General features: G+C 26.9%; 22 protein-coding genes, 2 tRNA genes and 1 other RNA gene. 15 read left to right on the top strand and 10 right to left on the bottom strand.

Going from position 1 to position 20,390, the window contains the following annotated elements:
• Positions 1 to 33 precede the first annotated feature (33 nt).
• Positions 34 to 975 (top strand): dihydroorotate oxidase, encoded by a 942-nt coding sequence (locus H0H47_RS00640; protein WP_202985859.1) that lies wholly within the window; start codon positions 34 to 36, stop codon positions 973 to 975.
• Here H0H47_RS00640 and proS read toward each other — a convergent pair.
• Entirely contained in the window at positions 969 to 2,435 is a 1,467-nt protein-coding gene (gene proS / locus H0H47_RS00635) for a proline--tRNA ligase (RefSeq protein WP_185866123.1), read from the bottom strand. The genes H0H47_RS00640 and proS overlap by 7 nt on opposite strands.
• A gap of 122 nt (positions 2,436 to 2,557) precedes the next feature.
• On the opposite strand from proS, the gene rpmF reads away from it, so the two are divergent.
• Genes rpmF through accC form a run of 3 tightly spaced genes read left to right on the top strand, consistent with a single transcriptional unit; the run spans position 2,558 to position 4,599 of the window.
• The gene (gene rpmF, locus H0H47_RS00630; RefSeq protein WP_185866122.1) at positions 2,558 to 2,749 is read left to right on the top strand and encodes a 50S ribosomal protein L32; all 192 of its coding nucleotides are present in this window, start codon (positions 2,558 to 2,560) and stop codon (positions 2,747 to 2,749) included.
• A gap of 16 nt (positions 2,750 to 2,765) precedes the next feature.
• Complete coding sequence (gene accB / locus H0H47_RS00625) at positions 2,766 to 3,230, top strand: acetyl-CoA carboxylase biotin carboxyl carrier protein (protein WP_185866121.1); 465 nt, start codon at positions 2,766 to 2,768, stop codon at positions 3,228 to 3,230.
• A gap of 7 nt (positions 3,231 to 3,237) precedes the next feature.
• Positions 3,238 to 4,599, top strand: a complete 1,362-nt coding sequence (accC, locus tag H0H47_RS00620; RefSeq protein ID WP_185866120.1) for an acetyl-CoA carboxylase biotin carboxylase subunit — start codon at positions 3,238 to 3,240, stop codon at positions 4,597 to 4,599.
• Between the two features lie 8 nt (positions 4,600 to 4,607).
• Here accC and prfA read toward each other — a convergent pair whose 3' ends face one another.
• Together prfA and H0H47_RS00610 are read right to left on the bottom strand one after the other, a co-directional pair.
• The gene (prfA, locus tag H0H47_RS00615; RefSeq protein WP_185866119.1) at positions 4,608 to 5,678 is read right to left on the bottom strand and encodes a peptide chain release factor 1; all 1,071 of its coding nucleotides are present in this window, start codon (positions 5,676 to 5,678) and stop codon (positions 4,608 to 4,610) included.
• Between the two features lie 48 nt (positions 5,679 to 5,726).
• Entirely contained in the window at positions 5,727 to 6,104 is a 378-nt protein-coding gene (locus H0H47_RS00610; protein ID WP_185866118.1) for a DUF4293 family protein, read from the bottom strand.
• 151 nt (positions 6,105 to 6,255) lie between these two features.
• On the opposite strand from H0H47_RS00610, the gene rho reads away from it, so the two are divergent.
• From rho to H0H47_RS00595, 3 genes are all read left to right on the top strand, one after another.
• Entirely contained in the window at positions 6,256 to 7,902 is a 1,647-nt protein-coding gene (gene rho / locus H0H47_RS00605; RefSeq protein ID WP_185866117.1) for a transcription termination factor Rho, read from the top strand.
• Positions 7,903 to 7,969: 67 nt separating this feature from the next.
• Positions 7,970 to 8,042: transfer RNA gene (locus tag H0H47_RS00600), tRNA-Met, on the top strand.
• A gap of 105 nt (positions 8,043 to 8,147) precedes the next feature.
• Positions 8,148 to 9,239 (top strand): DNA recombination protein RmuC, encoded by a 1,092-nt coding sequence (locus tag H0H47_RS00595; protein ID WP_238785094.1) that lies wholly within the window; start codon positions 8,148 to 8,150, stop codon positions 9,237 to 9,239.
• A 2-nt stretch (positions 9,240 to 9,241) separates the two neighbouring features.
• Here H0H47_RS00595 and H0H47_RS00590 read toward each other — a convergent pair.
• The 3 genes from H0H47_RS00590 to H0H47_RS00580 form a co-directional block, all read right to left on the bottom strand.
• Positions 9,242 to 9,326: transfer RNA gene (locus tag H0H47_RS00590), tRNA-Ser, on the bottom strand.
• 4 nt (positions 9,327 to 9,330) lie between these two features.
• Positions 9,331 to 9,621: RNase P RNA component class A (rnpB, locus tag H0H47_RS00585), an RNA gene on the bottom strand.
• Positions 9,622 to 9,624: 3 nt separating this feature from the next.
• Positions 9,625 to 10,338 (bottom strand): YebC/PmpR family DNA-binding transcriptional regulator, encoded by a 714-nt coding sequence (locus H0H47_RS00580; RefSeq protein WP_185866115.1) that lies wholly within the window; start codon positions 10,336 to 10,338, stop codon positions 9,625 to 9,627.
• 63 nt (positions 10,339 to 10,401) lie between these two features.
• On the opposite strand from H0H47_RS00580, the gene rpmB reads away from it, so the two are divergent.
• The 5 genes from rpmB (at position 10,402) to htpG (ending at position 13,874) form a co-directional block, all read left to right on the top strand.
• Positions 10,402 to 10,647, top strand: coding sequence for a 50S ribosomal protein L28 (gene rpmB / locus H0H47_RS00575; protein WP_185866114.1), 246 nt, complete (start codon positions 10,402 to 10,404; stop codon positions 10,645 to 10,647).
• Positions 10,640 to 10,822, top strand: coding sequence for a 50S ribosomal protein L33 (gene rpmG, locus H0H47_RS00570; protein ID WP_185866113.1), 183 nt, complete (start codon positions 10,640 to 10,642; stop codon positions 10,820 to 10,822). Before rpmB ends, rpmG begins: the two co-directional genes overlap by 8 nt.
• Positions 10,823 to 10,832: 10 nt before the next feature.
• A complete protein-coding gene (locus H0H47_RS00565; protein WP_185866112.1) occupies positions 10,833 to 10,988 on the top strand; it encodes a DUF4295 family protein in 156 nt (51 codons plus the stop codon).
• Between the two features lie 9 nt (positions 10,989 to 10,997).
• A complete protein-coding gene (gene ftsY / locus H0H47_RS00560; RefSeq protein ID WP_185866111.1) occupies positions 10,998 to 11,960 on the top strand; it encodes a signal recognition particle-docking protein FtsY in 963 nt (320 codons plus the stop codon).
• 69 nt (positions 11,961 to 12,029) lie between these two features.
• Entirely contained in the window at positions 12,030 to 13,874 is a 1,845-nt protein-coding gene (htpG, locus tag H0H47_RS00555) for a molecular chaperone HtpG (RefSeq protein WP_185866110.1), read from the top strand.
• Between the two features lie 7 nt (positions 13,875 to 13,881).
• Here the strand turns inward: htpG and H0H47_RS00550 are convergent, their stop codons facing one another.
• Both H0H47_RS00550 and H0H47_RS00545 read right to left on the bottom strand, forming a co-directional pair.
• Positions 13,882 to 14,652, bottom strand: a complete 771-nt coding sequence (locus H0H47_RS00550) for a 3'-5' exonuclease (RefSeq protein WP_185866109.1) — start codon at positions 14,650 to 14,652, stop codon at positions 13,882 to 13,884.
• 14 nt (positions 14,653 to 14,666) lie between these two features.
• A complete protein-coding gene (locus H0H47_RS00545) occupies positions 14,667 to 15,368 on the bottom strand; it encodes a CDP-alcohol phosphatidyltransferase family protein (RefSeq protein WP_185866108.1) in 702 nt (233 codons plus the stop codon).
• Positions 15,369 to 15,413: 45 nt separating this feature from the next.
• On the opposite strand from H0H47_RS00545, the gene ybeY reads away from it, so the two are divergent.
• The gene (gene ybeY / locus H0H47_RS00540; protein ID WP_185866107.1) at positions 15,414 to 15,830 is read left to right on the top strand and encodes an rRNA maturation RNase YbeY; all 417 of its coding nucleotides are present in this window, start codon (positions 15,414 to 15,416) and stop codon (positions 15,828 to 15,830) included.
• 2 nt (positions 15,831 to 15,832) lie between these two features.
• Positions 15,833 to 17,707, top strand: coding sequence for a tRNA uridine-5-carboxymethylaminomethyl(34) synthesis enzyme MnmG (gene mnmG, locus H0H47_RS00535; RefSeq protein ID WP_185866106.1), 1,875 nt, complete (start codon positions 15,833 to 15,835; stop codon positions 17,705 to 17,707).
• A gap of 3 nt (positions 17,708 to 17,710) precedes the next feature.
• On the opposite strand, the gene H0H47_RS00530 is transcribed toward mnmG, so the two are convergent.
• Entirely contained in the window at positions 17,711 to 18,007 is a 297-nt protein-coding gene (locus tag H0H47_RS00530) for an FtsB family cell division protein (RefSeq protein WP_238785093.1), read from the bottom strand.
• A 221-nt stretch (positions 18,008 to 18,228) separates the two neighbouring features.
• On the opposite strand from H0H47_RS00530, the gene fumC reads away from it, so the two are divergent.
• Positions 18,229 to 19,614, top strand: coding sequence for a class II fumarate hydratase (fumC, locus tag H0H47_RS00525; RefSeq protein WP_185866105.1), 1,386 nt, complete (start codon positions 18,229 to 18,231; stop codon positions 19,612 to 19,614).
• A gap of 7 nt (positions 19,615 to 19,621) precedes the next feature.
• Here the strand turns inward: fumC and H0H47_RS00520 are convergent, their stop codons facing one another.
• Complete coding sequence (locus tag H0H47_RS00520; RefSeq protein WP_185866104.1) at positions 19,622 to 20,386, bottom strand: TatD family hydrolase; 765 nt, start codon at positions 20,384 to 20,386, stop codon at positions 19,622 to 19,624.
• Between the last annotated feature and the right edge of the window lie 4 nt (positions 20,387 to 20,390).

Raw genomic sequence — 20,390 nt, 5'->3', positions numbered from 1 at the left:
AAAATTTTATACTTGGATATTATTATAATTGATATCATTATGAAAAAAATAGATATTTCTTCTCATATAAATAAAATTCAACTTTCATCATGTATTATGAATGCTTCAGGAGCTTTTTGTACTACAGGTAAAGAATTATCCTATCTTTTAGATAGTTTTTCTGGTGCTGTAGTAACAAAAAGTTGTACAAGTAAACCAAGAATAGGGAATCCCAAACCAAGATATTTTGAATGGAGTGTGGGAAGCATTAATTCCATGGGATTACCTAATCTTGGAATAGATTTTTATTTGAACTTTTTAGAAAAAAAAAAAACAAAAAAACCTGTCTTTCTTTCTATATCCGGATTATCTATAGAAGAAAATTTTTTTCTCATTAGAAAAGCTAATTCTTCTTCAAGAATTACGGCTATAGAGTTGAATTTATCTTGTCCAAATATTCAAGAAGAAGTATTAGGAGAAGATTTACACAAGATTTATGATTTTTTAGAAAATGTATTTAAATTCAATGAGAAACCTTTAGGGATTAAACTTCCTCCTTATTTCAAGGAGGAATACATTAAAAAAATATCTTTGACTTTTAATCAATTTCCTATTAGTTTTATAACTTGTATTAATAGCTTACCTAACGGAATTTTTGTTGATACAAGTAATGAAACAACAGTAATAAAACCAAGAAATGGATTTGGAGGGATCGGTGGATCAATTATAAAACCATTTGCACTAGCTAATATTCTTAGATTTTATACTTATCTTAGAAAAGATATTTCTATCATAGGATGTGGAGGAATTTCTTCTGGAAAAGATATTTTTGAACATATATTATGTGGGGCATCAGCAGTTCAAATAGGAACACAATTAATGAAAGAAGGAGTTACAGTATTTGATAGATTGAAAAAAGAGTTCACTCTTTTCTTACGAAAAAAAAATTACTCATCAATAAACAGTTTTAAAGGAAAATTAAAAAAATTTCAATAAGATTTAGAAAAAACAACCCTTTGAAAAGAAGGAGATCCGGAATAAATACATTTTCCTTTTTCCTTATCAGGAAATAAGGGAATACAACGTATAGTAGCTTCTGTTTCTTCTTGAATTTTCTTTCCTGTATTTTTTGTACCATCCCAATGAGCAAAAATAAAACCTCCAGAACTATTAATTTTTTGTTTAAAATCTTCGTAAGAATCTGTTTTCATGATTAGTTTTTTCGTTCTATCTAAGGCTTTTTGGTAAATATTTTTTTGTATTTCATCAAGTAATTTAGGGATTAACTTTTTTAAGTTTATCCAAGATATATATATTTTCTCATGTGTATCTCTCCTGAAAATTTCCACTTTTTCATTTTTTATTTCGTTCGGTCCTATACTGATTCGTATAGGGACTCCTTTCATCTCATATTCATGAAATTTCCATCCAGGAGTAAATTTGATTCTGTTATCATATTTCACTCGTATTCTTTCTTCTTCTAAAAGATTTAGAATTTTTTGGACTATGTCATTTATAATCCCAAATTTTTCTTTGTCTTTATATATAGGAATAATAACTATTTGTATAGGAGCTATTTTTGGAGGAATTATTAAACCTTTATCATCCGAATGGGACATGATCAATCCACCTATTAATCTAGTAGAAACACCCCAAGAAGTCGACCATACATATTCTTTTTTTCCATTGGAATTAGTGAATTGAACATCAAAAGCTTTCGAAAAATTTTGTCCTAAAAAATGTGAAGTCCCAATTTGTAAAGCTTTTCCATCTTGCATGAGAGCTTCTATACAATATGTTTTTTCGGATCCATAAAATTTATCCATGTATGGTTTAATTCCTTGCAAAACAGGTATCCCCATAATATTTTCTGAAAAATCTGTATAAATGTTTAATATTTTTTTAGCTTCTTCTATAGCTTCTTTTTCCGTAGAATGAGCAGTATGTCCTTCTTGCCAAAGAAATTCGGTAGTTCTAATAAATAAACGAGTACGCATTTCCCACCTTAATGCATTTCCCCATTGATTTAATAAAATAGGGAGATCTCTATAAGATTGAATCCAACGTTTATAGGTTTTCCATATGATGCTTTCAGAGGTTGGTCTAATTACTAATTCTTCTTGTAATCTTGATTCAGGATCAAGAATCAATTCATTTTTACTTTTTTTTAATCTAGAATGTGTAACCACAGCACATCCTTCAGAAAATATCTCGGTATGTTCTTTTTCTTTTGAAAAAGCGGATTTAGGAATTAGTAAAGGAAAATAAACATTTTTATGTCCTGTATTTTTGAGTATTTTATCTAGTTTTTTTTTCATGATTTCCCATAAAGAGTATCCATATGGTTTTATAATCATAAAACCACGTACACCGGAAAATTCTGCTAAACCAGACTTTACGACTACCTCATTATACCATTTTGAATAATCCTTATTTCTTTTAGTTAATTGATTCATAAAACGTGAGAAATAAAAAAAATAAACATATGTTTGAAAATAAAGATATAAAAATTATTTTTATTAACACATTTAATTTTATTTCTAAATTAGTGATTTATTAAACTAATTTAATCTGATTTATGGCACATCCTAAAAGAAGACAATCTAAATCCAGAAGAGATAAAAGAAGAAATCACTTTAAAATTAAAGAACCTTTATTAGTGAAATGTGCTTTAACAAATCAAAAACATTTATATCATCACGCTTATTGGCATGAAAAAAAGCTCTATTATAGAGGAAAAATTGTATATAATAAAAATAAAGAAGAATAAAGATCCTTATAAATTTATGGATTTCAAAAAAATTAAGTCACTTATTCAATTTGTTTCAGAATCAAATATTAGTGAAATAAAAATTAAAATAGGGACTACTAAAATTCATATAAAAAATAGGATCTTTATAAGAAAAAATGAAAAAAATTTATGTAATTCTGCTTATCCTAAAAGATCTTCCTCTATTTCTGATTTCTCTGATAAATTTTCCAAAATAGAAAAAGAGAACAGAAATCAATATTTAACAATAAAATCTCCTATGATAGGAACATTTTATAGAAAACCTCATCCAGATCAAGACCCTTTTGTGAAAATAGGAGATAAAATAAAAATAGGAACAAAAGTTTGTATAATAGAAGCCATGAAATTATTCAATGATATTGAATCTGAAGTCAATGGAAAACTTGTTAAAGTTCTTGTAGAAGACTCTACTCCTGTTGATTATGATCAACCATTATTTCTTTTAGATCCAAATTATTAATCTTTTTATGTTTAAAAAAATATTAATAGCTAATCGTGGTGAAATTGCTTTAAGAATTATACGAACAGCCAAAGAAATGGGAATAAAAACTGTAGCTGTTTATTCTACAGCAGATAAACATAGTCTTCATGTTTATTTTGCAGATGAAGCTGTATGCATAGGGCCTCCCCCTCCATATCAATCCTATCTTAATGTTCCAAATTTAATTTCTGCAGCAGAAATTACAAATGCAGACGCTATTCATCCTGGATATGGTTTTTTGTCTGAAAACGCATATTTTTCATCCATGTGTCATAAACATGGAATTAAATTTATAGGAGCTAAACCAAATCATATGATTCAAATGGGTAATAAAATTTCAGCTAAAAAAACTATGAAAAAAGCTGGAATTTCTTGTTTACCTGGATCTGATTATTTTTCGGAATATTCTTATAAAGAAATAGAATATATTGCAGAAAAAATAGGATATCCTATTATCATTAAAGCTGTTTCTGGAGGTGGAGGAAAAGGCATAAGATCTGTTTTTGATAAGAATAGTTTAATAAATTCTTGGGAAGAAGCTAAAAAAGAAGCTTGGTCATGTTTTGGAAAAAAAGATATGTATATAGAAAAATTAATTTTAGATCCAAGACATATAGAAATCCAAATTATAGGAGATCAATATGGAAAGGCATGTCATTTATCCGAAAGAGATTGTTCTATTCAAAGAAGAAATCAAAAACTAGTAGAAGAAGCTCCTTCTCCATTTTTAACTCCATCTCTTAGAAAAAAAATGGGAGAAGAAGCAGTTAAAGCAGCTGAATTTATTCATTATGAAGGAGTAGGAACTATAGAGTTTTTGGTAGATCAAAAGAAAAATTTTTATTTCATGGAAATGAACCCAAGAATACAAGTGGAGCATCCTATAACAGAAGAGATTACAGGTTTAGATTTAATTCAAGAGCAAATATTTTTAGCTTGTGGAAAAAAACTATCCAGAAAAAAAAATTATTATCCTAAAATGTATTCAATAGAATGCAGAATTAATGCAGAAGAACCATATCATAATTTTCGACCAGTTCCCGGAAAAATTACTCATATGCATTTACCAGGAGGAAAAGGAGTTCGTGTAGACACACATATTTATGCAGGATATTTTGTTACACATCATTATGATTCTATGATTGCTAAAATTATTACCACCGCCAAAAATAGAAAAGAAACCATTGAAAAAATGCGTCGTTCTTTAGAAGAATTTGTGATAGAAGGAATCCAAACTACTATTCCTTTTCATAGAAAACTTATGCAAAACAATGATTTTTTGAAAGGAAATTATAATACGAATTTTTTAGATAAAATAGATTTAAATATGCTATTATCAAATCATTGAAAATGATATTATTTTTTTTTTTCAAAACGTTTTAAAAGATTAATCATCTCTTGAATGTTCCCATTCATGAATCCTATAAGATCATTCATAGATTTATGAATTCTATGATCTGTGACTCTGTTTCTTGGAAAGTTATAAGTTCGGATTTTTACAGAACGGTCTCCCGTAGAGACCAAAGATTTTCTTTTTATAGATATTTTTTTTAATCTTTTTTCCTCTTCAATTTGATATATTCTTGATCTTAAAACATTTATAGCTTTTTCAAAATTTTTGTGTTGAGAACGTTCTTCTTGGCATTCTACTGTGATTTTACTTGGTATATGGGTTAATCGAACAGCAGATTCTGTTTTGTTGACGTGTTGTCCTCCAGATCCACTAGATCTAAAAGTATCTTTTTTGATATCAGATAAATTAATTTTCACTTCTATCTCTTTGACTTGAGGAAGGACAGCTACTGTTATAGCAGATGTATGCACTCTTCCTTGAGATTCTGTTTTCGGAATTCTTTGCACTCTATGTACTCCAGATTCAAATTTTAAACTTCCATAAACTCCCTCTTTTCCATTTACATCCAAAATGATCTCTTTGTATCCTTTTATTCCTCCTTTTTGAGCATGTATAACTTTATATTCCCAACCTGATTTTTTAAAAAACATTGTATACATTCTTAATATATCTTCTACAAAAAGACATGCTTCATCTCCTCCTGTTCCAGAACGTAGTTCTACAATAGCATTTCTATGGTCTTCTGTTGTTTCCTCTGATAAAATCAGATCATAATATTCCTTTTCAATAGAAGATAAATTTTCTAAAATTTTGTTTTTTTCTATATATGCGAATTCTTTTAGATCTGCATCTGAATCGTTTTTCAATATAAAATTTGCTTCTTGAAGCAAGGAAAGTTTTTTTTTGTATTTTTCATAAATAAAAACTACTTTTTTCAGTTTTAAATATTTTTTTAATAGTATTTTATACTTTTTTTGATCAGATATAATATTAGGTTGAATAATAGATTTTGAAATTTCATGAAATTCCTTTTTAAATTCTTCTAATTTTTGAATAAATGAAGATTTTTTCATTTTTTTTCAGTTGTTTTAATAAAAATTTTAAAATTTATTGAATGAAAGTCATCGTATTCTACTCATAGAATCAATTAATTCTATATCTTTTCTTATTGCTTTATTAGCCATGTACAAAATACATATGCTGCAAAAACATAATAATACAAAAAAAAGAGCCATTTTTCTTTTAAGAAGTTGATTAGATTGATAGAAAAAAAGAATCAAATGAATACTGTTTATAATAATATTTATTTGATTCATAAGTATTTGAAATTTTTTCTTTTTGAAAGAAAGAAGACTTAAAATAGATATAATTAAACATATAATTAAAAAAACAAAAATCGTTCTTTTGAAAGAAAATAAAAAAGGAAAAAAATAATATAGAAAAACGGAATAAATCAAAACGGAAATAAATAGATATAATGTTTGTATCCTATATAACATATAAATTAAATTGTTTATTATTATTTGTTACTTTGTTATTCAAGTTCAAATTAATTTTTTGTATAATTGTATTTATCGTTTCTAAAATAATTATACTAAAAAAGTATATTATTTTCCAAGAAAATTATATAAAATATAACCCAATCACTTTATGTTTGATATTACTGAATTAAAAAGTAAAAAACTTTTTGAATTACAAGAGATTGCTCGTTCTTCAGGATTAAAAAAATGTACACAATTACGAAAAAACGAACTCCTAGAGAAAATTATTTCCATTTTTAATAACAAAAGTACTTCCACTTTTAATAACAAAAGTACTTCTACTTTTAATAACAAAAGTACTTCCACTTTTAATAACAAAAGTACTTCCACACATTCTTCATTAAAAAAAGAAAATCCTTTGAAAAAAGGATTTAGAGTGCGAAAAAACTCCGAGTATAAAAATTCATTTTCGGAAAAAAAGAATGTAAATAATGGGAAAAAAAAATTAGTTTCTCAAGAAAATTTAAAAAATTCCAATTCAAAGCTATCAGAAGATATAAGATATCAAAAAAAATATCAAAATTTTCCTAATTGGAAAAAAAATGATAAATCTGAATCTCAAGCGTCATCTCATAGTCATGGAACAGAAGGGTTGTCACAAAAAATTTCTTCTAATAAATATCGCACTCCTGAATATGAATTTGAAGGAATTATAATCAGTGAAGGAGTATTAGAAATTATGCCAGAAAATTACGGATTTTTAAGATCTTCCGATTTTAACTATTTATCATCCCCTGATGATATTTATGTTTCTCAATCTCAAATTAGACTTTTCGGAATGAAAACAGGAGATACAATAAGAGGAGAAGTTCGTCCTCCTAAAGAGGGAGAAAAATATTTTCCCTTAATTAAAATTCTTGAAATCAATGGTCGTCCTCCTTTTTTTGTAAGAGAAAGAGATTCTTTTGAACATCTAACTCCATTATTTCCTAATGAAAAATTCAAATTAGCTGAAAAAAAAGCAACTCTCTCTACAAGAATAGTAGATCTTTTCACTCCCATAGGAAAAGGACAAAGAGGAATGATTGTCGCTCCTCCTAAAACAGGAAAAACGACTTTGTTAAAAGAAATAGCTAATGCGATTGCTGCCAATCATCCTGAAGTTTATTTAATTATATTACTGATTGATGAACGACCAGAAGAAGTCACAGATATGCAAAGAAATGTTAAAGGAGAAGTTATCGCATCTACTTTTGATGAGCCTGCAGATAGACATGTTAAAGTAGCTAATATTGTTTTACAAAAAGCAAAAAGAATGGTTGAATGTTCTCATGATGTAGTCATTTTATTAGATTCAATCACACGTTTAGCACGTGCGTACAATACTGTAGCTCCTGCATCTGGAAAAGTTTTATCAGGAGGAGTCGATGCAAATGCATTACATAGACCAAAAAGATTTTTCGGAGCTGCCAGAAATATAGAGAATGGAGGATCTTTATCAATTATTGCTACAGCTATGATTGATACAGGATCAAAAATGGACGAAGTTATTTTTGAAGAATTTAAAGGAACAGGAAATAAAGAACTTCAATTAGATAGAAAAATAGCTAATAAACGAATTTATCCAGCTATTGATTTAGTTTCTTCTAGCACAAGAAAAGATGATCTTTTGCTTGATCAAAATACATTACAAAGAATGTGGATTTTGCGAAAACATCTTTCTGATATGAATCCAGTGGAAGCTATGGAATTTTTAAGATCCAGAATGTCTAGAACTCAAAATAACGAAGAGTTTTTAATATCTATGAATGGATGAATTTTTCATATAATATATTTTTATCAAAATTTGATTTTTTAGATGAAAAACATTATATTATTGATGGCGCGGGATGGAGCAGTTGGTAGCTCGTCGGGCTCATAACCCGAAGGTCATAGGTTCGAGTCCTATTCCCGCTACTTTTTCCTCATCAAATGATTTTTTTTTATTTCATGTATTATTTTTTTATTATTTTTTGTTTTTTTCTTTTTTTTATATGCATATATTTTTTTAGAAAACTGGAATTGTTTTTCAGAAAAGAATTCAAGGATCAAAAAGATGAAATTCATAAATTATCTCAATATAGTAAAAAAGAGCTGAGTGATTCTTTGATAGAAGTCAAAAGTGGATTAAGACAAACTGTAAGAGATTCTCAAGATTATCTAGATAAAAAAATTCAATTTTACATTGATAATCAATCAAAAAAATTCGATTATATTTATAATAAACAAGAAAAATTGATTGAAATTGTAGAAAAAAAACTTGAAGAAATAAAAGAAAATGTTAATGAAAAACTTCAAACATCTTTGAATATTCATCTTGGAAAATCATTCGAAATTATTGGAAATCAATTATTGTTTTTACAAGAAGGATTAGGGGAAATGAAAATTTTAGCAAAAGATGTAAGTTCTTTAAAAAGAACCTTAAATCATATAAAAATATGTGGCAGTTTTAGCGAGATGCAACTTTCAATGCTTTTGCAACAAATTTTGTCTCCAGAACAATATGCTTCTAATGTTATTACCAAATCTAGTACAAATTTTGTTGTAGAATTTGCAATCAAACTTCCAGGACTTGGAGACGGAAATATTATATGGTTACCTATTGATGTAAAATTTCCAAAAGAAACTTATGAAAAAGTACAAAATGCTTATCGTCAAGGAGAAAAAAAAAATATAGAAATAGCTGTGAAAAATATGGAATCTGTACTTAAGAAAATGTCCAAAGATATTCAAAATAAGTATATAGATCCTCCACATACTACTGATTTTGCTATTCTTTTCTTGCCATTTGAAGGGATCTATGCTGAAATAGCAAGAAATTCTAGTTTATTAGAAGAATTATTAAGAAAATACAAAACCGTAATCACAGGTCCGTCCACATTAGCAGCTGTATTAAACAGTTTACAGATAGGGTTCAGAACTTTAGCTATTCAAAAAAGAAGTTCTGAAGTATGGAAAATTTTGGAAACAGTAAAACAAGAATTCAAAAAATTTGGATTATTGCTTCATCAAGCTCAAGATAAATTACAAGGCGCTTCAAAAGATATAGATAAATTATTGGGAGTTAGAACTAATTTAATTGAAAAAAAATTGAAAGACATAGAAAGTTGTTAAAGCGGAGAGAAAGGGATTCGAACCCTTGACACTTTTTTGTGAACACGCTTTCCAGACGTGCGCCTTAATCCTCTCGGCCATCTCTCCAAAAAAAATAAGTAGGACTATAAGCCGGATTCTGTATAATACCTATCATTTATCTAGGATTTAGGTTACCCATGATCTCTATCTGCCTACCCCCCGGGATATCAACCGAGCCAGTCTTCCGGTGTACATGGCATTTCACCACACAGAGTTTACATGATTTCACTACAGCAATTCATCTGTACTTTCTTTCTGTTGCACTATTCCTCATCTCACGATGGATGGGTGTTACCCACTGTGTTGCTCTATGGTGTCCGGACTTTCCTCATTTTTTCAATGCGATAGGTCGTCCTACTTGATTTTATTTAATTTCTAAATTAGAGTAAGTGTTTTCTACATCTTCATTTTTTTCAAGTTTTTCAATTAAATTCAAAATTTTTTCTTTCTTTTCTTTTGAAATCCATTTCATTATTTGTTTAGGAACACGTATTACTTGATATTCATGGAATATTTCTAATTTTTCTAAATGGTTTTTCATAGATCCAAAGTATTCAAAATCTGTGTATATAGAAACCATATCGTTTTTTTGTAAAAAATCTTTAGCTCCAAAATCTATTGTCATTAATTCAAAATCTTCCATTGAATAATGAATATCTTTTTCTTTTATATAAAATACACCTATTCTATGAAATAAATGAGTTAACTCTCCATTATGACATAGTCTTCCTCCATTTTTCTTCAAAAATATTCTGATATTAGAAATTGTACGAATACTATTATTTGTCATACATTCTATAATTAAACTTACTCCATGAATATTTCCTTCTAAATTTAAATTTTTGTAATTGTCTGTTTTTATTTGTAAGGCTTTTTTTATGGCTTTTTCTATAGTGCTTTTAGGGACATTAACTGATTTTGCATTCATAATCGCGTTTCTGAAACGAAAATTGTTAGTTCCTGATTCTTTAACAGCGATAGTTATTTCTTTTATGATTTTGGAAAATTTTCTAGATTTCCTGAAATCTTGATTAGATTTTCTATGTTGTATATTTGTCCACTTACTATGTCCTGACATGAAGCGTCTTTCTTTTTTTATGCTAAATTAGCAATTCAATTAAATTTAGCAAAAAAAACTATTATGTCAAAAGTTTGTGAATTGACAGGAAAAAAAGCAATGATAGGAAATAGAGTTTCTCATGCAAATAATAAAAAAAAACGTCGTTTTAATATTAACTTATGTAAAAAACGTTTTTTTTTAACAAAAGAAAAAAAATGGATTACTTTAAAAATTTGTGCTTATGGAGTCAAACTTATTAATAAAATAGGGATTGAAAACGCACTAAAACGTTACAAAAAAAACATAAAGATTAATAAAAATGGCTAAAAAAGGAAATAGAATACAAGTCATATTAGAATGTGTTGAACAAAAAAAAAGTGGAATACCTGGTTGTTCTAGATATGTTACAACAAAAAACAAAAAAAATACTCCGAATAGAATTGAATTAAAAAAATATAATCCATTTTTAAGAAAATATACAATTCATAAAGAAATAAAATAAAAAAAATAATATGTCTAAAAAGATGGTGAAAAATAATAAAAAAAAATTATCAAAAAAAATGACTTTGGCGATAAAAATAGTTAAATCTAAAAAATCTGGTTTTTATACCTTTGAAAATAAAATTATCTCTGATGAGGAAGTCAAGATTTTTTTTATAAAAAAGTAGTTATTTATAATGTTTTTTCTAAAAAAGGAAAAGGAATCAGAAAAGATATTTCATCATGAATTGAAAAAAACTAGAGAATCCTTTTTTTATAAAATAAAAAATCTTTTTTTGAGAAAATCAAAAATAGAAATAAATGTAATCGATCAGATGGAAGATCTCTTATTGTCTGCAGACATAGGGACAAAAACTACTATAAAAATCATCAATAATTTAGAAAAAAGAATTCAAAAAGAAAAATATAGTAATATACAAGACCTATATGATCTTCTTAAAAAAGAGATAGAAAATATTTTTATAGATATTAAAAATGAATGTTTAGAAAAAAAAATAAAATATCATAAAAAACCATATGTAATTATGATGGTCGGAGTCAATGGAGTAGGAAAAACAACTACAATTGGAAAATTAGCTTTTTTTTTAAAAAAAAAAGGTTTTGATTTAATTATAGGAGCTTCTGATACATTTAGGGCAGCAGCCATTGATCAACTTGAAATATGGGCAAATAAAGCTCAAGTTCCTTTAATAAAACAACATATGCATGCAGATCCAGCATCTGTCGCATATGATACCTTACAATCTGCTAAATCCAGAAAAAAAGATGTGGTTTTAATTGATACAGCTGGTAGATTACAAAATCGTATTGGTTTGATGGAAGAGCTATCTAAAATAAGTAGAGTCATGAAAAAAATTATACCTGAATCACCTCATGAAATTATGCTTGTTTTAGACGCCAGCACAGGTCAAAACGCTTTTGAACAGGTCAAAAAGTTTACTTATTTTGTTAAAATTTCTTCTATTATATTGACAAAAATAGAAGGGACAGCTAAGGGGGGTGTAGTAATAGGAATTATGGATCAATTCAAAATTCCCATACAATATCTAGGAACAGGTGAAAAAATACAAGATTTGAAAAAATTTGATGGAAAAAAATTTATAGATTGTTTTTTTGAAGATAAAAATAATGAAAAATGACATTTTGTCTTCTTAATTTATTATGGTATGATCTTTGTTTTATTTTTCTTTTTTCAATAATTTAGTTTTATGGAGGATAATAAAATTAGTGTTACTTCAAATAATATTTTCCCTATCATTAAAAGATTTCTTTATTCTGATCAAGAAGTTTTTTTGCGTGAACTTGTTTCTAATGCAACAGATGCTATTATTAAATTGAAAACTATAGCTAAATTGGAAAATTTGGATGATATTGAAGATGATTTGAAAATTCGTGTTCTAATAAATCAAAAAAATAAAACTATTCATGTAATAGATAATGGAATTGGAATGACCAAAGAAGAAGTAAAAAAATATATTAATCAAATAGCTTTTTCTGGAGCAGAAGAATTTATTAAGAAATATAATACATCTACAAAAGATAGTCATATTATTGGTCATTTTGGCTTGGGTTTTTATTCTTCTTTTATGGTATCTAATAAAGTCATGATTTTTACTCAATCTTATCAAAAAGAAGCTTCATCTATATTTTGGTCCTGCGAAGGATCTCCTAATTTTATTATGAAAGAAATTGAAAAAAGAGATAGAGGAACAGAAATCGTTTTATTTCTTAATGAAGATAGTAAGGAATTTTTAGAATATAATCGTATTTTAAAATTACTACAAAAATATTGCAAATTTCTTCCTGTAGAAATCCATTTATCTTCCAAAGAAGATAACGATAAAGAAACTATTGTCAATAATATTCATCCTACTTGGAATAAAAATCCACTTCAATTGATTGATAAAAATTATTTAGATTTTTATCATGAATTATATCCTAATCAGTTAGAAGATCCTTTATTTTGGGTGCATTTAAATATAGATCATCCTTTTCATCTGACAGGAATTTTATTTTTTCCTAAAATAGAAAGAAGAATTGACATACAGAAAGACAAAATTCATTTGTATCAAAATCAGGTTTATATCACGGATAATTTAGAAGGAATTGTTCCAGATTTTCTGAGCTTATTAAAAGGAGTTATAGATTCTCCAGATATTCCACTTAATGTATCACGTTCTCATTTACAATCCGATACATCTGTAAAAAACATATCTAGATACATAACAAGAAAAGTTTCTGATAAGTTAAATTCTCTATTTACAATAAATAGAGAAGATTTTCAAAAAAAATGGGAAGATATAAAAATTATAGTGGAATACGGAATGATTAGTACACAAAACTTTTTTGATAAAGCTATTAAATTTTTAATTTTTTCTACTGTCAATAACATTTATTTTACTTTAGAAGAGTTTAAAGAAAAAATAAGTCCAACCCAAAAAAATAAAGAAGGAAAAATTGTTTTTCTTTATTCTTCAGATAAAGAAGAACAACATAGTTACATTAAAGAAGCAAAAAATAGGAATTATGAAGTTTTAATTTTGGATAGTCCACTTTCAGTTCATTTAATGCAAAAGTTGGAATTTTATGACAAGGAAATTTCTTTTGTTAGAGTAGACTCAGATCATATTGAAAAATTAATTGATAAAGAAAAAAAATATGACTCAGAACTTTCTGAAAAAGAAAAACAAGATTTGATAAGTTTTATTAGTAATCATTTAGTGGATGAATATAAATTTTCTATACAATTAGAAAATTTATCCAAAAAAGATTCTCCTTTTTTAATTATCGTTCCAGAGTTTTTAAGAAGAATCAAAGAAATGAATTCTATAGGAAGGGAAATTGTAAAAGAAAAAGATCAAAAAGAATATTATCAATTGATAGTAAATACAAATCATATTTTGATGAAAAAAATATTACAAGAAACATATGAAGATAAAAGAAAAGAAATGATTCAAGAAGCTTTGAATTTAACTCTTTTATCCAAAAATTTGCTTCAAGGGAAAAATCTCACTGCTTTTATCTCAAAAAGATTAGAAGATCTTGTTAGATGATGGTTTTTTAAGATTTATTGAATCTCCTTAATTTAACTCCTGTTAATATTTTTTTTGTGTATAAGGGAAAATCTGAATTTTGTATCCATCCATAATAATTGGGGTCTTTTTCAAAGATTTCAAAAACTTTTTCTCCTTTATATTTTCCAAAATTAAATATTTCGTTTCCTTCTTCATCTATTTTGATAAATCCAGCAAGATCTGCTATATTTTTTTGATGAGAAAATTGATTTAGACTTTTAACATCTTTTTTCAAATTTTCATATTTTTCCAATTGTGCTAGTAATATTTCATATGTAGCAAATGCATCTGCTTTTGAACTATGAGCTTTCATGAGATTTTTACTGCAATAATATTTATAAGCAGCAGAAAGAGTCCTAGGTTCCATTTTATGAAATATAACTTGTACGTCTATAGTTTTGTATTTTTTTATATCAAAAGATATTCCTGAACGAAGCATTTCTTCTGCTAAAATTGGAATATCAAATCTATTAGAATTATATCCTGCTAGATCTGTATTTTCAATCATTTTAAAAATGAGAACGGACACATCTTTAAATCTAAGTTTTCCTGCGACATCTTCATCTTTAATTCCATGAATAGCTGTTGATTGCGGAGGTATAGGAATACCAGGGTCAACTAACCAAGTTTTATTTTCTTGATTTCCATTAGGAAATATTTTTAATATGGATATTTCTATAATTCTATCTTTTCCGATATTGATTCCTGTTGCTTCTATATCAAAGAAACAAATGGGACGATGAAGTTTTAATTTCATATGTAAGATATTTATTATGAATTTTTCAATCTATGAAAATAGGTTGAAATTGTTATGTAAAAAATAATAATGCATGGTAAAGCTACGACATGTAAAGTTAATAAAAGAAATGTACTAATCAATAAGAAAAAATAACGTATTTTATTCTTTTTCCAAGATAACCCTTGAAAATTAAACGAAATCATTGGTATTTTAGAGACCAAAAAATAACAAGAAAATAATATCAGAAAAAATATTATGATAGGAGACATTATAAAATTTTTTATGAAAAGAGGGACTGTAGAAGAATTCGTTACAATAGATAAAGAAGAAAAAAATAAAGTATTGATAGGGGTTGTCAATCCTCTATAATTATTATAAGGATTCATATTAAATTTAGCTAAACGACATGCGGAAAAAATGGAAATAAAAAAAGAAAACCATTCAATAAATGGTATTTTTTTTTTCATTGTTTTCAATAAAAGAAAAACTATTATGGATGGAACTATTCCAAAAGAAACCATATCAGCGAGAGAATCTAATTCTTTTCCGAATTGATTTTCGTTTTTTATCAGTCTAGACACAAAACCATCTAATAAATCAAAAATTATTGAGAAGAAAGTAGCAAAAGCAGAACCTTCATAATTTTTTGATTGTAAAAAAATTATGGATATGCACCCACAAAATAAGTTCAATAAAGTAAAAACGTTTGGAATTATTTTTTTGATTCTTGTCAAAATATGTAAAAATTATTCTTAATTATCTTATTAAAATAAGAAATAATGATTAGATTATTTTATGAGATTCCTTATTTTCAGATTCAAGAAAAATCTTTTTTTATTAAAGAAATTTGTATTTTGTTAAATAATGAAGGTATGTATATTGGCAATATAAATTATGTTTTTTGTAATGATAATTTTCTTTTAGACATGAATAAAAAATATTTGCAAAAAAATTTTTATACAGATGTACTTTCATTTAATTATTCTATCGATAAATGGATATCTGGAGATATATTCATTAGTGTAGACCGTGTTTTAGAGAATTCTAAACAATGGAATCAATCTTTCCTGGTTGAATTGAAACGTGTGATGATACATGCTGTATTACATCTTTTAGGATATGATGATCAAAAAAAAATGGATAAAAAGATAATGAAAAAAAAAGAAGAGTTTTATTTAAATTTATTGAAAAAATAATCATGTTTTTAGATATATATGATATTATAGTGGTTGGTGGAGGCCATTCTGGAGCAGAAGCCGCATCCGCATCTTCTAATATGGGGTCAAAAACTTTGCTTATTACTACAAATTTACAAACTATAGGTGAAATGTCATGTAATCCAGCTGTAGGAGGCATAGCCAAAGGACAAATGATTAGAGAAATAGATGCTTTAGGGGGATATTCTGGAATCATTGCTGATTATAGCATGATTCAATTTAGAATGCTAAATAAGTCCAAAGGACCAGCAATGTGGAGCCCTAGAGCTCAATGCGATAGAAAATTATACTCCTATTATTGGAGATTTTTTTTAGAAAAAAATGTTCAATTAGATCTATATCAAGATACAGTGACTTCTTTAATTATAGAAAAAGATCAAGTGAAAGGTGTAAAAACTTTTTTGGGATTAAAAATTAAAGGAAAATCAGTTATACTTACAAATGGTACTTTTTTAAATGGAAAAATACATATTGGGAAAAAAAAAATTGATGGAGGAAGAATAGCAGAAAAAGAAGTTAAGGGAATCACGGAACAGTTAACCAAATACTTTGGATTGAAATGTGGGAGAATGAAAACGGGAACATCCCCAAGGGTAGATGGACGTACTTTAAATTATGAAAAAATGAAATCTCAAGATGGAGATTCTCATCCAAAAAAATTTTCTTTTTCTTATGAAACAAAAAAATTAACTAGACAACGAAAATGTTATATAACTTATACAAATCAAAAAGTACATGATTTAATACGTAAAAATTTCAATTTTTCTCCAATTTTTACAGGATCTATTCAAGGGATCAGCCCCAGATACTGTCCTTCTATAGAAGAAAAGATTTTTAGATTTTCTAATAAAGAAGAACATCCTATTTTTGTAGAACCTGAAGGGTGGAATACTGTAGAAGTGTATGTAAATGGATTTTCCACTTCTTTTTCAGAAGAAGTACAATATCAATCATTAAAAAAAATTTCTGGATTTGAAAAAGTGAAAATATTAAGACCTGGATATGCAATAGAATACGATTACTTTCCTCCCGAACAATTGAAACCCACTTTGGAAAGTAAGGTTATAAAAAATCTTTTTTTTTCTGGACAAATTAATGGAACTACTGGATATGAAGAAGCTGCTGCTCAAGGATTAATGGCAGGAATCAATGCTCATTTAAAAATTCGTAGAGAAGAACCGTTTATTCTTAAAAGAAATCAAGCTTATATTGGTGTTTTAATAGATGATTTAATTACAAAAGGGACAGAAGAACCTTATAGAATGTTTACTTCAAGAGCTGAATATAGAATGTTATTACGGCAAGATAATGCAGATGTCAGATTAACACCTATGGGATACAATATTGGTTTAATTTCGGAAGAAAAAATGAAAATATTAGATAAAAAAAAATCCAAAATAGAAAAATGCATGGATCTATTTCAAAAAAGAAATTTTGAACCGAAAGTTATAAATCCCATTTTAGATGATAAAAATTCTCCTAGAATATATAATGAAAAAAAAATAGAAACTATTTTATCTCGTTCTGAGATTGATATAAAAGACATTATATCCATTCCGTTTCTAATGGAAGAAATTAAAAAAAACGATTTTAATCAAGAAATATTAGAACAAGTTAGTATTCAAATCAAATATAAAGGATATATAGATAGGGAAAAAGAAAATGCGAAAAAATTATTAAAATTAGAAAATCTAAAAATTCCAAATAATTTTGATTATAAAAAAATTCAATCTCTTTCCTTAGAAGCAAGAGAAAAATTAGATTATTATCGTCCAGTATCATTGGCGCAAGCATCAAGAATCAGTGGTGTATCTCCTTCCGATTTAAGTATTTTGCTTATTTATATGGGACGTTAACTATTATGTTATTTTTATCAGTTCCATCTGATTTTTTCTGGATATCAAAAATAAATCTTCATCTTTTTTTTTCATATAAAATTTTTCTCTTGCTAATTTTTCTAGATATTTAGGATCTGTAGTCAATTTTTTTAAATGGTTTTCTTCTGATAAAATTTTCTTTTTTAAAGAATCTCTATCTAATGTCATTTCTTTGATACTATTCTCAAACTTATAATGTAATATTAAAGAATTAGAATCAAAAAAAAACATCCATATAAAAAAACAAAAACTTATCCATAAGTATTTGTTTTTTAACATTTTATATTTTTTCTTTTCTTTTTATAAAATTCATAATCAAATTGATGAATATCCCTATGATAATCCAGTAAATACTAAAAAAAGATAGAAAAAAAACACACCAAAAACCAGATATAATTACTAACAAAAAAAGTAAAAATCCTATAAACTTAATTATCATCATTTTTTAATAAATAAAAAGTTATAATTTTTTCTATAATTTAGTAAAAAAAAATAGGACTATGATTTATAGAACAGAAAAAGATACTTTGGGAGAGGTGAAAGTTCCTGTAGATAAATACTGGGGAGCGCAAACAGAAAGATCAAGGAAAAATTTTAGAATAGGTTCAGAAGCTTCTATGCCTATAGAAATTATTCATTCCTTTGGTTTTTTAAAAAAAGCTGCTGCTCATGCAAACTATAAATTTGGTCTTTTGTCTAAAAAAAAAAGAGATATTATCTCTTTAGTTTGTGATGAAATTATAGAAGAAAAATTAAATGATCAATTTCCTTTAGTTATATGGCAAACAGGATCTGGAACTCATACCAATATGAATATTAATGAAGTGATTTCTAATAGAGCTCACGTTTTAACAGGAGGGGTCCTTGGTCAAGGAAAATCTTTTATTCACCCAAATGATGATGTTAATATGTCTCAATCATCTAATGATACTTTTCCTACAGCAATGCATATTGCTTCTTATAAAAAGTTGATAGAAAAAACTATTCCTTCTATTAAGAAATTAAAAGAAACTTTAAAAAAAAAATCAAAATTATTTCAAAATGTGATTAAAATAGGAAGAACCCATCTGATGGATGCAACCCCCATCACTTTAGGGCAAGAATTTTCCGGTTATTTCTCTCAAATGGATCATGGATTAGATTCTATTGAAAAAACTTTAGATCATCTTTCTGAATTAGCTATAGGGGGAACCGCTGTGGGAACTGGATTAAATGCCCCTAAAGGATATGATGCAAAAGTGACTGAATATATATGTAGATATACAGGTTTTCCTTTTAAAATCGCAAAGAATAAATTTGAAGCTTTATCATCTCATAATGCTATGGTAGAGTCTCACGGAGCTTTGAAACAAATAGCCGTTTCTTTAATAAAAATATCGAATGATATTCGTTTTTTAGCTTCTGGACCACGTTCAGGAATTGGAGAAATTTTCATTCCTGAAAATGAACCTGGTTCTTCTATCATGCCTGGAAAAATAAATCCTACTCAATGTGAAGCTATTATGATGGTTTGTACACAAGTTTTAGGAAACGATGTCTCCATTTCCATGGCAGCGTCTTCAGGAAACTACGAATTAAATGTATCTAAACCATTAATAGTGTATAATTTTTTACAATCTTCCCAACTTCTTGCAGATGCTTGTACTTCTTTTTCTTCTTTTTGTGTGAAAGGGATCAAACCAAATAATCAAAGAATTAAAGAATTTTTGGATAAATCTTTGATGTTAGTCACAGCATTGAATACTCATATTGGATACGAAAAATCAGCAGAAATAGCAAAATCTGCTTATGAAAATAATAAGACTTTAAAAGAAGAAGCAATTCGATTAGGATATTTAACTGAAGAAAAATTTGAAAAATTAGTCAATCCATCAAAAATGATATGAATCAATATTATGAAAAAAATAAGTTTTCTACATTTATATGAATGATGTCGGCTATTTTTTCTTCTGATGTAGAATAAATTTGAGAAAGTTTTTTTAAAATTATTCTTAAATTTTTTGGTTCATTCCTTTTTCCTCTAAAAGGATGTGGAGAAAGATAGGGGGAATCCGTTTCTAGAACTAGATGATCCAAACTTATTTTATGCAAAAATTGACTGACATGATTGTTTTTGAAAGTGATCATCCCTCCAATTCCTATTTTCATTCCAAAATCAATAATTTTTTTTGCTTGATCTAAAGTTCCAGAAAAACAATGAAATATTCCTTTAATAGAAGATTCTTTTGATAAAATATTAAAAATATGATCAAAAGCTTTTCTACAGTGTAGAACTATGGGGAGTTTTTTTTTTCTTGCCCATTTTATTTGAATCTGAAAAGCGTATTCTTGTTCTGAAAGAAACTTTTTTTCTGAATAAAGATCCATTCCAATTTCTCCTACAGAAATAAAAGAATGTTTCCATAACCATTTTTCAATACTATTTAATTCTTTTTCTAAATTATCTGGAAAAACTCTATTAGGATGAAGCCCTATCATCGCATAACATATGTTAGGATATTTTTTTTCTAATTTTAATATATTTGGAATATCGGAAGAATCTATAGAAGGAATAAAAAATCTGTGTATTCCTTGAATCAAAGCTTTTTGAATTACAAAATCAATGTCTTCATTAAAATCTTTCATATAAAGATGAGCATGCGTATCAGTAATTTTCATATAA

It is taken from the genome of Blattabacterium cuenoti (assembly GCF_014252075.1).
Classification (GTDB): Bacteria; Bacteroidota; Bacteroidia; order Flavobacteriales; family Blattabacteriaceae; genus Blattabacterium; species Blattabacterium cuenoti_AC.
The sequence above is the reverse complement of the archived record's forward strand: the minus strand, read 5'-3'. Positions and strand labels throughout refer to the sequence as shown.